General features: G+C 33.4%; 11 protein-coding genes. 1 reads left to right on the forward strand and 10 read right to left on the reverse strand.

The window, feature by feature from the left end; genetic code table 11:
• Positions 1-3 precede the first annotated feature (3 nt).
• The 5 genes from Q7C23_RS06390 to Q7C23_RS06410 all read right to left on the reverse strand — a co-directional run bounded on the left by Q7C23_RS06390 (position 4) and on the right by Q7C23_RS06410 (position 6,444).
• Entirely contained in the window at positions 4-909 is a 906-nt protein-coding gene (locus tag Q7C23_RS06390) for a thiopeptide-type bacteriocin biosynthesis protein (RefSeq protein WP_375031717.1), read from the reverse strand.
• Positions 902-3,148, reverse strand: coding sequence for a lantibiotic dehydratase family protein (locus tag Q7C23_RS06395; protein WP_375031718.1), 2,247 nt, complete (start codon positions 3,146-3,148; stop codon positions 902-904). Before Q7C23_RS06395 ends, Q7C23_RS06390 begins: the two co-directional genes overlap by 8 nt.
• A gap of 15 nt (positions 3,149-3,163) precedes the next feature.
• Entirely contained in the window at positions 3,164-4,396 is a 1,233-nt protein-coding gene (locus tag Q7C23_RS06400) for a lanthionine synthetase LanC family protein (protein ID WP_375031719.1), read from the reverse strand.
• A 162-nt stretch (positions 4,397-4,558) separates the two neighbouring features.
• Positions 4,559-4,744: a hypothetical protein gene (locus tag Q7C23_RS06405; RefSeq protein WP_375031720.1), complete on the reverse strand. Its 186-nt coding sequence runs from the start codon at positions 4,742-4,744 to the stop codon at positions 4,559-4,561.
• Positions 4,745-4,770: 26 nt separating this feature from the next.
• Positions 4,771-6,444 (reverse strand): S41 family peptidase, encoded by a 1,674-nt coding sequence (locus tag Q7C23_RS06410; RefSeq protein WP_375031721.1) that lies wholly within the window; start codon positions 6,442-6,444, stop codon positions 4,771-4,773.
• 1,088 nt (positions 6,445-7,532) lie between these two features.
• On the opposite strand from Q7C23_RS06410, the gene Q7C23_RS06415 reads away from it, so the two are divergent.
• On the forward strand, positions 7,533-7,856 hold the full coding sequence (locus Q7C23_RS06415) for a helix-turn-helix domain-containing protein (RefSeq protein WP_375031722.1): 324 nt from the start codon (positions 7,533-7,535) through the stop codon (positions 7,854-7,856).
• 143 nt (positions 7,857-7,999) lie between these two features.
• Here Q7C23_RS06415 and Q7C23_RS06420 read toward each other — a convergent pair whose 3' ends face one another.
• The 5 genes from Q7C23_RS06420 to Q7C23_RS06440 form a co-directional block, all read right to left on the reverse strand.
• The gene (locus Q7C23_RS06420) at positions 8,000-8,203 is read right to left on the reverse strand and encodes a DDE-type integrase/transposase/recombinase (protein ID WP_375031807.1); all 204 of its coding nucleotides are present in this window, start codon (positions 8,201-8,203) and stop codon (positions 8,000-8,002) included.
• 272 nt (positions 8,204-8,475) lie between these two features.
• On the reverse strand, positions 8,476-10,947 hold the full coding sequence (locus Q7C23_RS06425) for a glycoside hydrolase N-terminal domain-containing protein (protein ID WP_375031723.1): 2,472 nt from the start codon (positions 10,945-10,947) through the stop codon (positions 8,476-8,478).
• 49 nt (positions 10,948-10,996) lie between these two features.
• Positions 10,997-12,976, reverse strand: coding sequence for an alpha-L-arabinofuranosidase C-terminal domain-containing protein (locus tag Q7C23_RS06430; RefSeq protein ID WP_375031724.1), 1,980 nt, complete (start codon positions 12,974-12,976; stop codon positions 10,997-10,999).
• Positions 12,977-12,996: 20 nt separating this feature from the next.
• Positions 12,997-14,436: a glycoside hydrolase family 28 protein gene (locus Q7C23_RS06435; RefSeq protein WP_375031725.1), complete on the reverse strand. Its 1,440-nt coding sequence runs from the start codon at positions 14,434-14,436 to the stop codon at positions 12,997-12,999.
• Positions 14,437-14,677: 241 nt separating this feature from the next.
• On the reverse strand, positions 14,678-16,315 hold the full coding sequence (locus tag Q7C23_RS06440; RefSeq protein WP_375031726.1) for a sodium/solute symporter: 1,638 nt from the start codon (positions 16,313-16,315) through the stop codon (positions 14,678-14,680).
• Between the last annotated feature and the right edge of the window lie 32 nt (positions 16,316-16,347).

Consider the following 16,347-nt stretch of genomic DNA (forward strand, 5'->3'; position numbering starts at 1 on the left):
AAATCAACTAATAACCAGTGTATTTTCCACTGTATTTCTTGCCTTACATGATTTGTAATATCTATACAAAAAATCATAAATGACAAGTTCATGAAGTCTGTTCTTTGATTTAAAAAGCCGGACCATTGACATGTGTATGTAGCTTATGAGCAGATTATTCAACTCAACCATAAGAAGATCTTTGTTGTTAAATTCTAATATTTGCTCTGCAATTGGTTTTATATTGCTATTAAAAACATCTAAAATGTCGATCAAATGAAAAAAAACCGAGGATGACTCTTTATTTGCACTTAAAATTTCTTCTATTTGATTTCTGTGATTTCTGTATTTAAAATCGATTTGTTTATTTAAATCCTTTTTCACCCCAAACTCCGTCGCAAATCCATTTTTTAGATGCTCAAAGAGCATTAGTTTTTTTTCTGTAGAAAATTTAAAATTATTTAAAAGATTGTCTATGCTTCGCAGGGCAAACAACCATCTTAATTCATCATCTTCTCCGCCGATTAATTCTAAAGCGTTTATCATTAGAGAGCTGTCATGAAAAAACATTTCCTCGGAAATCTCCATTGTGTTTTCCCCATATCTTTCCAATTCTCTCTGATAGGTGTCTGTCTGGAGTTTCCATATTAAATCCTCTTTTATCAAATGATCAAAATGAGGCATCATCAGGCTCATTACTTTATTTATATCTGACCTGTCAATACAGTGCAGACGAACCCGTAAATGATTCTTGGGGTCTCCGTACCTTATAAAAAACCATTTATCAATAATCTTCTGCTCGATTAAAACAGCTGTAAGAGGATTTATAATTTCAACTAAAATAGAATCTGCCGTCTTGGTTCCTGTATAGATTTTAAAGTAAACCCAATTATCTCCAACAATAAAACTCCTTTGTATTTTTTTAGTCATTCTTTAATTTTGAACTGTTGTAAAATGATAATATAATTTGGTTGCTGTGAAAATGCTTTTCGTCTTTACTCTTTACGATACCTGCTTCATTGAACAAGAATTCTTTTATCCTGAATTTCGTTTTATTTTTTACAGTATTTAAAAACATTTTTACAGATGTAAAATTCTCCAGATTTACCAATAACTGGTTATCCGATTCGATAAGCATAATATATTGGGGAATGGTTTTCTTATTTCTAAATAGCTGCACTTCTTTCATTAATAAATCGGCACTTTTACTTTTTTCCACAAGCAAAGCAATATCCATATTATTTATATTCCACATCGCAGGTGATACTATCAAGTTGTAATATTCAATCCTTGGAATAAAATCATAATCTTCTGTAAACGGGCCTAAATCCATGCCTATACCTGATCTTTTGTGCTGTAATTGCATATCACCCAAAAAATGGTAAATAGGAAGAGCATTTGAACGATAATTGTGCGAATTAGAAAGGCGTGGAAGTACTTCTTTATTATGAGATAAAGATCTTAAATAAATGTTTCCCTGATTTTTTACAGAAATATGCAGATCATCAATTTTCAATTGATTTTCGGCTTCTAATGTAGATTTTGCTAAGTACGGAATTTCATATTCTCTAAAATGAGGTCGGAGTAAAACATTTCCGACCCTTGATTCGGGAAGATGATTGATCTCTGCAATAATTTTTGATTCGTTCATTTTCTTTTCCATATCAGTTATACGCATTGTATAATCTTTCAAGGTCTTGTCGCCATGACAAAAACGTCCAAATAAGTTTGCAGCACTGGAATTACCGGCATCACCTAAAACTATTTTTTCTTCTCCATCTTCAATTACCACTTCAATCATGCAAGATATTGTATCGGGAAGATCAGTCCAGTTTTCGCGCAGGCCTGCAAAATCTTGATCTAATAGTTTTACACTGTAATCTTTATTGAGTAAGGCTTTGAAAATTTTTTTATTGAGTATTGTATGAGCATGAGACAAATCGACTTGCTTCAATGAAGATGAATCTTCTTTTGGAGGAAATATCAAATCATCTATTAAAGGACTACTATCCAAAATATCTTGATTTTGAATGTAGCCTATTCCCATTTCTACATCTAAAGCTTTTGCTAAAGAAACCTCTCTGTCTTCAAATCGCTCGTAAAAGGCATCTCTAAATTTATGTAGTAAAGTTTCTTTTGGCGGAATTGTAATTTTATTAAACAACCCCATTCCCTTAATGACAGAATCAACAATTGAAGAGCTGAGCACATTTGAATCTGTACTTAAAACTACATCTGTCTGAAATAAAAATTTAATATCGAAATCTGTTCCTAACTGTTTTATTTTATTACTAAGATCGATATAGTCTTTCGGATCGTTTCCAATCTTACGATCTAAACGTGCTAAACTTTCTTCAATATAACTTATTAAGCCAAGAAGTTCTTCCGTGTTTTCAATCTTTATTAAAACACTTTTAATGTGATCCAAAAATTCTGGTCCGCAGGCTGATGGTTCAAGCTCACTAACTAAAATCTGGCTTAAAATTAATTCTTCTACGAATTCGGCTACTTCCTTGTAAGAATTTTCATTATCAACCAGTAGCTCAATAATATCATGCATCAGCATGCCGCGTTCAGTTGCTTTTAGTACCTTTTGAAGATAAACAGAATTATCAACAGCCATCATATTATGCTGTCTGTTGCTATTTACATATCCGAACTCCACATATCTAAGCTGACTGTCTGACCTATAAATACTCGTATTTGGATAAAACAGTATTTGCCTTTTAATATTATCAATTTTGACAAGATCCTGCGACAAAGCAACAAGATAATTCATATCTAATCTTGTGTGTCTTTCATTGTTAGTAATATCGTCAAGAATAATTTTTGTTTCTGAACCAATCTCACCAACGCCACAGCCGGCGAAAATTCCAAAAGGCGTAGCTCTTGAGGACATTCTGGCAATATACTTAAGCAAAGAATTTTTAATTCTTTCAATCTTATTTTGATCTTCAATTTTTCCGGCCAGCCATTTTTCCAACTCTATAGATAATACTGGCGTTGCTAAAAAAATGGCCTCTTTCAAGTCTGCTCTTTCAAAAATTTTCTTGAAATCATCATCAGATATAGTTTCCTTAGATGTCAGCTCTTTAAAATAATTAAAAGGTAAAAGCGGGCTGCGCAAAAGAAAATTTGGAAAGGCTCTGTAGGTGTTTTGTTGTGTCATTTAAAAATTAATTAGCTATTGTACATCTAACAGAAATAAATTATCCCAGCCACAATCATCAAATTCCAATAGATAATCGATAAAAAACATTCCTATTCCAATTATACCGTCAAGCAGGCCCACCGAATCCTCCAGTTTTCCATCTCCAAGTCGTTTTTGATAGCCGCCAATACCTTTTTCGTTTTCACCAAATTTTAAAACGGCCTCAGTCAACCTTTCATATTCATTGAAAAACTTCTCATCTTTAGATATTGAATACCATTTTTTATGAATATAAGCTACACTTGTCAAGCCATGGCAAAGACAGGCATCATAATTATCCCGGCTTGAAAACATTTTATCTGTAGTATTTCTGGCAAGATTAATATAAGCGAGACGAAGAGCCTTTTCTTTTAAAGAGTCATCCTTTAAAATACCAGCTGCTTTATACAGTCCTAAAGAAATTGTTTGATCGCCATAACACCAGCCAAGAGAGGTGGTGTAATTTGCTGTTTTAGCATTTACAGCAATACTTGGAAATTGAGATAAATCATTTGCATTGGTACTTTCGAACTCCAAAACACATTGAACACTTTTGGTTAATGTTTCCCTAACGAGTTCATTCTTTGGAAAGTGCTCCAGAAATTTTGACAAAATTAGTATATATGAAATATGTCCGTGAGCAAGACCGCAATTTGTCACATGAGTTTCTTCAGTAATATCATGCAGTTCTTTGACCTTATCAGTTTCTTTAATTTCATATAAAATAATATTACAGAGCAGTTCAAACAATTTGATAACTTTTTCCTGAAAAGAGAAATCCTTGTTATCTGAAAGTCTTTCTACCAAATAAAAAGCGGCACCAAAGGCACCGTGCAGAAAATCAATATCCGCAATACTTTTTGTCTGCTCAATATAATACGCTGCGACGTTATCATCAATAGCTAAAAGCGCATCTTCTATATCAGTAAAAGCCTCGGAACTTAGAATATCTTTGTTCTTTATAAAATTAAATGCATGAGCGGCTCCCACTATTCCGTTACAGTAAGAAACCATTACTTCAGTGTCATTTATCAGCTCAATTATCCTAGAAATTATATTATGAATTTTAACTATATAATCTTCTTCGCCTGTTAACTTGTACTGCAAGTAATAATACACAGGAAGTGAGCCTATTCCATTGCACAATGATATATCCGTATTATTCTTGACGTCCAGATCAAGATAAGTATTAAATAGATTGATTTTGCTTATTATTTTACGTTCCATTACCTAAATAAAAAATGATAATTCAATAAATACAAGAGGCGAGATTTTTGATTACCCTAAAGATTTATTAATGAGAGGTTTTATAAAAAGTAATGAGGCTTAACACCTCATTACTCTTTGGAATTCATACTAATATCTAAGATCGATATTAATTAGACGATACTAGCAGTGGTAGCAAGTATTTTGTCCGTTGTTTTGAGTGCTGCAATTAATCTGATAAGTGTTATCATTAGAAGTACACCACCCGCAAGTAAAATTATGCTTTGTGCTGTCGCTTCCATAACCTCCATTTACTGCTTTTGCTTGAGCATTTGTCAATTTAGAAATTTTAATTTTGTTTAATTTCATTGGTTATTATATTTAAAGGGTTAATATTAATTCTTATTTGACTTTTTTAAAAAATCTACTGCACTATCCAAAACTTCATCTTTTCCCTCCTGAAGTCCTTTTACTGTCGGGTATACATCTAAGTCTACTTTCACACCTTTTCTCTGAGTTTCTGAACCGTCTGGATAAAACACGCCCAGTCCACTGATGAATGACCTAAAACCTACGAATTCAACATTCGAAACATCGCCATCTGCACCGGCTGTCGTACTGCCAATTGTCGTTACATTATCTCCTGTCTGCAATATCATTGCAGCATATTCAGAAGCACTTTGGGTATTTTCGTTAACTAATACGATAATTTTTCCAGAATAATATTTGTTCTTAATCGGTGTTATTGTTTCTGGCTTCAGCCATACAAATCTTCCCGGATAGGATAAATCAGGTTCAATTAACCTTGCAAATGCTTTCTCAGATTGAATTAATCTCCTTGCAATCAAATATGGTTTAAAATTCATCCCTTTCCTATAATCGATGATAATGGCTTTGGTAGATTTAAAATCTAGCATCATTTGATCAACATCTGCCATTTGTAAAAAATTCATATCTGCATATCCAATATTATGATCCAACAATCTGTATTTTACCCCATTCATTGTTGTATTATTCTTAAAATATTTATCATCGAATCTTCCAACTTTTTTTTCAATTTCCCTGCCTCCTCTGTTCACTGTTAATTTCAAAGAATCCGCACTGCCATTTAACACAAAAAAGTCATAGTTCTTCGCCTTAGTTCTGCTATTTGAACCGCTTACATATTTTTTCCTTTCAATGACTATCTTATCTACATCCTTTCCATCAGCCTTATCGATGACATCCCCAATTCGTAAATCGTTCATTCTAGCCAAAGAATCATTATAAAATCCAGTAATAGTGGCCTTGTTTTCAATAATATTAAAATAGGCTGGAATATATTTTCTTCCAAAAAAATCATGAATCTTAACAGTGTAAAAATTAGCATGTGAATCATCTAACTTGATGACTGTCTCCAGCATTGCCAAATGATATTGTATCTCATTCCCCGCATTTAAAAATTTTGGAATCATTTCTTTCAAAACTTCATTCCAATTTTCATCTGTCTGATACTTATAAGGGTAAAAATACTCTACTACATTCCAGTACCTAAAAAGACTCAATAATCTATAATTCTGTTCAGGAAAATTAAAATTGTCATATTTCAACTCATTCTTCACTTGAATATTTCCTGATTTCCCTGCTGTTACATAATAATTCTCTCCCTGAAATCTATTATTTTGAATGTATTTGAGTTTTTTTGAAAGTTCTTCGCTGAAAAGATTTTTATTATCAAGCCAGGAAAAATCCAGATTTTTATCAAAATATTCTTCCTTTGAACTATTTATGCAACTTTTACAGGGCTTAACTTCTCCCAGATTTTCAATCCATTTTAAATAAACATTTGAAAGTTCATTCTGGTTTTTTGCTTCTGCTACCTGCGGGAATAGCTGTATCAATTGTTCGTCCCAGTTATATGTTCCTTTAGCTACACTTGGATGATAGTATTTTAAAAAGCCCCAAATTTTACAGAGAGAAGAAAGTTTTTCAATGTCATATGTATCCGTGCCTTGACCACTAGCAGTGTGTGCTCCAATTTTATGAAAGCCAAAAAGCAGTATTATTAACAACGTAATTCTTAAGTTCATGTTTATTCTTAAAATTATAAAATCTATAATCACACACTTTTGATTACGGTATTTAAATTAATAATACTTTACGTTACTCTATAGCTTATATAACGCAACTCATAATAAAAAACATAGGATATTTTTCACAAACATAATTCGAAACAATTATAAATCCTATGCAATTTTATGCGATTTTACTTATGATATTCTAATAAACCCTTTTAAAATGTTCTTAAAAAGGCATGTCTGCAAAAAACAAATTAAAGAGGGCTGTTTATTTGTGGCTCCATAAAAAATTAATGAGGTTTTGACGCCTCACTAATTCTTTAATTCACTATAATGCTGACAGGTTGTCTTAATTAAAACAGGCTAACAATGGTAGCAAGTGCTTTGATTATTTTGAGTTATGTTGCAGACTTCCATAGTACTTGTACCACTAGAAGTACACCATCCGCATGTAAATTTATGTTGTGTACTATCAATGCCATAACCGCCATTTACTGCCTTCGCCTGTGCATTTGTTAAACGAGAAATTTTAATTTTGTTTAATTTCATAAGTTTTATATATTTAATAATTAACAAACTCTAGTTTTTCCCCAGAAAGCAGGATAATTTCACCCTATTTATCAAGACAATATTAAACGGTACTACCCTAAAATTATCTAAAAATCGAATTTGCAGATTTGAAATTGACCCGATTTTTAAATGAATTAATAATTCATAAAATTATTTTTCAGCAAAGCTGACTCTTTTAATTGTAAGTGTTTTTTTTTTGTTTCTCTCAAAATCCGAAAATTTAAGACAACAAATACATAAGATATTTTGGACAAACATAAATGGTATTATTTATAATTCCTATGCAATTTTATGCGAATTGATTCTGCCGTATTTTATTAAAAATACTATTCAATACATATTATATAAGTTATCCGAGAAAAAAATTATTAATTTTTTATCGATATACTAAAAATGACTAATAATTTACCTTCCCCGAAAAAAATATACTGATAATATAAATTTTAACAAAATTTCTACAAATTATATTTTTTAATTTCATTTAATTTGTAAGAAATAAAAAATAAGTGTCTATATTACAATTAAAGAAAATGAGACAGAACAAAGGTTTGTCTCAAGAGGGGTTAGCTGATTTAATCGGGATGACTCAATCAAACTACAGCAGAAGAGAAAGCGGAAAAAAAAGAATCACAGAATTTGAGTGGAAAAAAATCGCCAAAGCCCTGAATGTTGACCTTGAAGAGCTATACATACCTACGAAAGAAAACGACCATGAGAAAACATCAGAAATAGAAAACAACGATATTCAAGATGAGGAGTTTGTAACCCGCTACATAAAATCGCTTGAAAGTGAAAATTCTGAATTAAGGGAAAAAATTAAAGCTTTTAAAAGATATCTTTTATTTCAAAGATGATTGTAAAAATGGACTTGATACCTGTTCTGCTAAAAAAAGTTGAGAAAAGTTTTGTTTGAAACTCATTACAAATTTTTATACCATAATGGGGTGGTTTTGTTGCATCTGTCAGAATCAAATATAAGAATTTAAGTAATTTAAAGTTAGCCTGCCAATTTACAATTACTAATTGCTTTAATTAGAAATAACTGCGCACTCATTCTCTGTCTTTTTCTGGTCAGAAGAAAATCTACTGTATTGCCTAATTTATCTACCGCTAGATATAAATAACAACAAATACCTTTTACTTTGATATAGGTCTCATCCAATCTCCAACTCGCCCCCACTCTGCCTTTTCTCTTGTTCATCTCTGACTCAATCAAAGGTGCAAACTTATAAACCCAGCGCTGAATCGCGGCATGATCTACAAGCAACTCTAATCTTCATTATTTCTTCAACATCCCGGTAACTAAGTGTAAATCTTAATTTGAAATATACAGACTGAAGAATTATGTATTTTGGATAACAATGACCTTTATATTCATTTTTTGATCGGTTTAAAATTCTAAAGATAAAAGTTATTCAAAGATTCGACAGAACCAGTAGGAACGCTTATTCCCCCTTCATTAACATTTTATACCTATTCTGCAGGTACTATATTATAAAACAATCCTTTTTTAGTTTCAAATACTACGGTATAACCAATAGATGATTTCTCACTTTTGATATTCAGTTTTTCAATCAAAAATGGTTCTGCTGCCCTAATAGAACAAATACCTCCATTATTAGACACTATTTTTGCCTGACTCATTTTACCATCATTCCACTTTATATCTACAGTAAAATTACCTTTTGCTGTAATGCCTTTTATTTCACCGTCTTTCCATGAATCTGGAAGAGCTGGTAGCAGATGAATTTCTTTATTCTGGCTTTGCATTAACATCTCAATAACGCCTGCAGTTCCGGCAAAATTCCCATCTATCTGAAATGGCGGATGAGCGTCAAAAAGATTCGGATAACATCCTCCATGTCTGTTGTATTGAGTGTCATTTTCTTTAGTTAATCTTAATTGATTTTTGAATAATCTATAAGCATGATTACCGTCTAAAAGCCTCGCCCACATATTTACTTTCCAGGCAAGGCTCCAGCCAGTGCCATCATCACCGCGAAGTTCTAATGTTTTCTTTGCGGCCTCAGCCAGTTCTGGCATTTTTAGAGGCGAAATTAAATTAGCAGGATGTAACGCATAAAGGTGTGAAGTATGTCTATGATTCGGATCTTCTTCTTCAAAATCTTTATACCATTCCTGAAGCTGTCCTTTACTTCCAATTTTAAAAGGAAATAATTCATCTGATGCTTTATTTAAAATTTGTCTGAATTCTAAATCGGTATTAAGCACTTTAGAGGCTTCGATGGTATTTTTAAATAAATCTTTTGTGATTCCAATATCCATGGTAGAAGCGGTGGTTACGACACCTTCTTTTTTTCCATCATAATAATATTTATTTTCTGGAGAAGTTGAAGGCATAGTTACCAAATAACCATTCTTATCTTTTTGAAGCCAGTCTAAACTAAATTCTGCTGCCCCTTTTATAATTGGATACACTTTTTTTAGATAGTCCTTATTGCCAGTATATTCATAATGTTCCCATAAATGTCTGCTTAACCAATTGGCCCCCATATACCAATTTGCCCACATCGGATCTCCTTTTCCAAAGTCACCTACAGGATTTGTTGTTGCCCATATATCTGAATTATGATGCAATACCCATCCGTTGGCATGATAATAACTTTTAGCAGTTTCAGCTCCTGTTACAGAAACGTTTTTTATGAATTCGTCAAGCGGAAAAAACAATTCAGATAAACTTCCTGATTCTACAGGCCAATAATTCATCTGTAAATTAATGTTTGTTGTATAATTACTACTCCACGGAGCGCGGAGCTTATTATTCCAAATACCTTGTAAATTGGCTGGCGTATTGTGTGTTCGTGACGAAGAAATTAAAAGATAACGTCCGTATTGAAAAAATAAGGCTTCAAGTCCGGCATCTTTTTCTCCTTTTGCATATTGTTCTAATCTTGTATCTGTTGGCAGATTTGATTTATTACTTTCTTTCTCATTGAGTTTTAAGGAAACTCTGTTAAAGAAATGCTGAAAATCTGCAATATGTTCTTTTAATAAACTATCATATTTCTTACCAACAGTTTTTTTAATTGGACTTTCTGCCAATTTATGTTCGTCTTTTCCTTGACTGTCCGGACATTTATCAAAGCCATTGAAACTAGTTGCTGCTGAAACGAAAAGTACTATTTCAGATGCATTTTTAATAACCAGTTTATTTCCATCAGCACTTACCTCACCATCTTTTATAATGGGCTTAATAATCAATTCAAAACACATTCCTCTACAGCCAGTTACATCATCGTAAATAACAGGTTCTTTATTATAATCAATATAATTAGGATCTGAATGCGATGGTGCTTTTCCTTTTAAAACCAACGACTTATTTTGTATTGATTTTTGATTTCTTAAAAGGCTTGTAGCGTCAATTGTTACTGAAAGTTTTTTCAATTGATCTGCCGAAAGTTTAATTACAATACATTGCGCTGGCGTCGAAGCAAAGATTTCTCTTTTATAATTTACGTCATCAATTTTAAAATTGGTAACTGCTAATCCTGTTTCAATATCAAGACTTCTATTGTAAAGATCAGGTTTTTGTCCGCCAAAATCTTGTGTTAAAATAAGATTTCCCAACGGCATAAAGCTTTCGCTGTAAGCACCCTGCATGTTTTTAGTCAAATTATAGGCTTTTTCAAAATCTTCATTCGTTAATGCTTCCCTAATTAGAGCCAGATTTTTAAAAGCATCAGGATTTACATTTTTCTGCACGGGTCCGCCGCTCCACAAAGTCGCTTCATTCAACTGAATTAACTCAGAATCTACTCTTCCAAAAACCATTGCACCGAGTGTACCGTTTCCTATTGGTAAAGCTTCTGTCCATTCAACCGCAGGCTGCTTATATTGCAATATTAAATCCTGCTGCGCATAGGAAAAAAATCCTGTTAATATAAATAGCAGAAAAAAGCTTTTTTTAAGAGAATTGTACAACATGCATTTTTAATTTTAGGTTGAAATTAATATTCTAAATTTATTAAAATAATTAAATCATTTTGAGTTTTAAAACAGTCACCGAATAAGCAGGAAGATTTAATTGCTGATTCCCCTTTGTTATTTTGTACTCGCTGTGTTTTGGAGTTATCTTTTTCGGATCTGCAAAAGTATTTTCATCTTGCGTATTTGGACTTACAAGTCTAATAATTGTTCCTCTGGATCCTAATTTTGTTCCTTTTAAATCAATACTGATATCTTGTGCTGATGTGGCTGTATTTACCAATTTCACAATTATTTCTTTGCTATTCACATCTTTTACTGCCGATGCATATAAATCATTTTGTCCCGTTAAAGCTTTTCCATCTTTGGTAATACTTAACAAATGTGTTCCTTTATTGGTTGAAAACAATTGCTGCACATAATAATTGGCTGAACCGTAAGATTCTAAATTATTAAACCAAATCATATCCGGTGTCCACTGCCAGGCATCTTCGTGAGCCATTAAAGGTGCATAAGAAGTCAAATGAACTACTTCTGCATTTCTTTCTAAACCAGTCATGAAAGCGGCTTCAGAAAAAGCACATTCCCAATTATTTCTATTATTCGGATTGGCTCCTGAAACACTTTGCGCCGCATATTCTCCTGCAAATATTTTTGGGCCTTTTCTGTCGTATTTATCATAACGTCCTGCGTTTTCTCTAAACCATTTCGGGCTTTCGTAATAATGTTCGTCTACCAATTCTGCATTTAGTTTTTTTAGTTCCCCCATAGCAAAATCAAAATGTTCGCCTGCAGGAGAAGGACCGCTTCCGGAAACGATTACAATATTTGGATATTTTGCTTTAATTGCTTTTTCAAAAACTTTATATCTGTCAATATAATCTGGTCCCCATTGTTCGTTTCCAACTCCAATGTATTTTAGATTAAATGGTTTTGGATGTCCCATATCTGAACGGATTTTCCCCCAAGTTGTACTAACAGCACCATTGGCAAATTCAATTAAATCTAAAGCATCCTGAACATACGGATCGAGTTCGTTTATCAGAGCCAATTCCCCTGTATTATACTGGCAAGCCATTCCGCAACTTAAAATCGGAAGAGGTTCCGCTCCAATATCTTCTGAAAGCCGAAAATATTCAAAAAACCCTAATCCGAAACTTTGAAAATAATCAGGAGTTTGTTTGTGGTTAAATTCTACATTCCAGCGGTTCATCTTCGTTTTTCTTTCCTCGACATTTCCCACTGATTTTTTCCATTGATAACGATCAGACAATGTTCTTCCTTCAACAATACAACCACCAGGAAAACGTAAAAAACCAGGCTTCATGTCATATAAAAGCTGTACCAGATCTTTACGAAGACCGTTTTTTCTATTCTTCCAAGTATCTTCAGGAAACAATGAAATCATATCTAAATCTATAGTTCCTGTTCCTTCAAAAGTTATTTTTAATTTTGCTTTTGCTTCGGTTTGAGTAGCTGTAATCTGCGATGTATAATTTGTCCATTGATCTGATTCTGGAACAATGCTCGTTTCTCCAATTACTTTTTGGTCTTTATCAATAAACTGAAATATAATCTTTTTGATTTCTGCATTATGATTAGCCGCTTTTAACGAAAGGTTGTATTTTGCCTCCTTTATTACTCCCATTCCTCTGAAGCCTTCATTTATTAAAGCGTAACCTTTTGCATTATTGATTTCTACTCTGCAAAAAACAGTATTGCTTGCCTCAATTTTGATTGGCGCTGCACTTCCCGATTCTTTATTCAAAGAAGATCTTTTTGTATTGGGCTGCTCCCATCCCATCAAAGGTTTATCAAATTCAAAAGACCTGTTTTTAATCAATTCGGCATATAATCCTCCATCTGCAGCAAAATTGATGTCTTCAAAAAACAAACCGAACATGGTAGGTTCAATTTTCGTATTGGTTTTCGTGGCATCAACTTCTAAAATTGTTTTTTGAGCATTTACATAAAAACTGCTTAAAAGCATACCGCAAATGGTGAACGTTCTGAGGATATTATTTTTCATAGTTTTTGGAATGGAAGGAATTACTTTTTTACTGCCTCTAATTTAGCAGGAAAAGCTGATTGTCCGTCTAAATTTGTTATGATTACTTCATCTACATTTTTACTTTCGACTGCGTATTTAAAATATTCCTGTTTATTTTTTCCCCATTGAACTGTGCAATTCTGTACTTTGATACGTTCTGCCGAATCAAAATAGAATCCTGAAGTACTTCCTTTTACAAAACCTTCAACATTAGAAGGGCGTCTGTCGTATACTCCACCAGGAAAAGAAGTTATTTTATCAATAAAAACACTCACATTGTCAAAAACAATATTCTTGATTTTATCTTTAGATTCTCCGCTTACAAACACACCGTTTTCGCTTGTGCATTGAATATTAGAAAAATAGATATTTTTTATTTCGCCCACTTTTCCTTCAGTAGCTCCTTTTGGAAAACGCCAGTTGGCATCTTTATGATTTCCTTTTGCCCTGCTAAAAGCCGTTACATAAATTGGCTCTGCTTTTCCCCACCAGGTATCTGTAGTCAATTTACTTTCGATAATGATATTAGAAAAAATAACATCGCTCACTGTACCTTCATCTCGATTTTGAATTCCCAGCGCGCGATTGCTGTTTTTAATAATACAATTATTGAAAACTACTTGTCTAATCGCATCCATATTTTCTGAACCAATTTTAATGGCACAGCTGCTGCTTGTCATCGTGCAATTGGTCACCGTAATATTTTCGCAGGCTCCAAATTCTTCAAATTCTCTTCTGTTTTTCAAACAAATACAATCATCACCGCTTTCGATATAACAATCGCTGATTCTCACATTTTTAGAATGATCCAAATCAATACCGTCACTATTACGAACTTTTAGGCTGTTCAGCAAAGTAATACCAGTGATTACCACATCGTTACATCCAACCAAATGAATTGTCCAATATGCCGAATTTCCGATATGAACATCTTTAATTCTGATATTTTTTCCTCCAATAATCGTCAGTACATGAGGCCGCGGATCAAGTACATTAAATGGTTTTAAAACATAGGAATCTTCCAATTCTTCACCCATAAAAGAAATTCCGTTTCCATCTATTTTTCCGCTTCCGCTAATGGTAAAATCCTCAACGTTTTCTCCTCCTATCCAAATTGTACCTTCTCCCGGATTGGTTCTAAAAGCGCTTTTGGTATATAATTTTTCATCCGGACTTGCCAATAATTTTGCTCCGGCTTCGATATGTAGTTCTACTTTGGATTTTACATCAAATGGACCAGCCAAAAACGTAAACGGTGCCGGAATCAAAACTCTTCCGCCTGTTTTACTGCAGGCATCAATTGCTTTCTGAATGGCTGCCGCATCATTGGTTTTTCCGTCTCCTTTTGCTCCGTATTTTTTAACATCATATACATTTTGCGCTGTAACGGTTAAGGAAAGACAAAAAATTAGGATCGCGATTATAGATTTCTTTTTCATTTCTTTTTATTTATTAAAAACCTTGTTTAATACAGTCTACGCAAAGTTTTTGGTTTATTATTTTAATCTCGCAAAGTCACTGCTTTTTTGTTTCACGCAGATTCTGCAGATTTAATTAGATTTCTTAAAAAAAAATCTGCAGAATCTGCGTGAATCTTTTTTAATCTGGGTGAAACAAAAATTTACAATCTGTGCTAAAAAACTTTGCGCCTTAGAGCCTTTGTGGCAAAATTTCGCAAGCTTACCAAAAAACGGTATATAAAGCCACTAATATTCCGCAGATGATAAATGAACCAACAATAAATTCCGAAGAAACTTTAAACATAGAGTTATCTACTTCAATTGCATGAATTTCAGCCTCTTCTTCCGAAACTGGTTTTGCTAAACTAATACCAACCATTATTAGCACAATTAAAAAGAAAACAATAGTCATTCTGTCCAAGAAAGGGTAATCAGGAAAAGCGCCATCTGTCCACATAGGCAGGAATTTCAAAATGGCAGCGAGCGGCACTGTTAACAATGCCCCAGCAAGTCCGGCTGATGGCGTTGTTTTTTTCCAGAACATTCCCAATAAAAAAACCGCTAAAACTCCAGGTGAAAAGAACCCGACATATTCCTGTATAAATTGATAAGCCTGATCTAATGATTTTAATGCCGGCGCAACAATAGCTGCGATAATCATGCAGACAACCACACACCATCTTCCTGTACGTACGAGCTTTTTCTCTGTTGCCTGCGAATTGAAATATTTTTTATAAATATCTAAAGAAAAAATAGTCGAAATACTATTTGCTTTTCCTGCCAAGGAAGCTACAATTGCTGCTGTTAAAGCTGCAAGAGCTACGCCTTTTAAGCCTGCAGGAAGTAAATTCATTAAAGTTGGATAAGCCTGATCTGGTTTTAAAACTCCTGCAGTATCTACCATTTCCTGCTGAAACATTCCATTAGAGTGCATCACGAACATGGCGATACCTGGTAAAACGGCAATAATTGGAACTAATAATTTTAGAAAAGCGGCAAATAAAATTCCTTTACGCGCTGTTTTTAAATCAGCTCCTAAGGCTCTCTGAACAATATATTGATTGCATCCCCAATAAGCCAGATTATTGATTAACATCCCTCCGATCAAAACAGACATTCCCGGCAGTTCAGTATAATGCGGATTTGACTTTTCTAATATCATGTGTAAATGCTCGGGCGCCTCATCAGCAATGATAGCGAGTCCTTTTAGAATATCTTTTCCAAAACCAAATTGATCTGAAAGTAAAGTCAATGCCAAATAAGTTGTTACCAATCCGCCAAGAATTAAAACTATAACCTGAAACATATCGGTATATCCGATTACTTTCATTCCGCCTAAAGTAACAATCACGGAGAATAAACTTAGCGCAATAACACAAAACTGAAAGCTTACAGGAGCAATTGATGAAATAGCCAAAGCACCTAAATAAATGATAGAAGTAAGATTTACAAACACATAAATTAAAAGCCAAATAATAGCCATAATGGTACTTACTGTTCCGCTGTATCTTTTGGCCAGAAACTGCGGCATGGTAAATATTTTATTTTTAAGATAAATGGGTAAAATAAACATCGCCACAATAATTAATGTGGCAGCAGACATCCATTCATAAGAAGCAATTGCTAATCCAATTGCAAAACCAGAACCGCTCATACCGATAAAATGTTCTGCTGAAATATTAGATGCGATCAAAGAAGCTCCAATTGCCCACCAGGTAAGTGATCCTTCAGCTAAAAAATATTCGCTGGAACTAGTCGTTGCGGTTTTCTTGCTTCGGTAAATATACATTCCATAAGCCGTGACTATGACAAAGTAGATAAAGAAAACAATGTAATCTGCGGTTTGTAATACATTCATAATGTGCGGTTATTGTGTGGTTAGATAGTAAA

This window comes from Flavobacterium sp. LAR06 (genome assembly GCF_041946075.1).
Taxonomy (GTDB): Bacteria; Bacteroidota; Bacteroidia; order Flavobacteriales; family Flavobacteriaceae; genus Flavobacterium.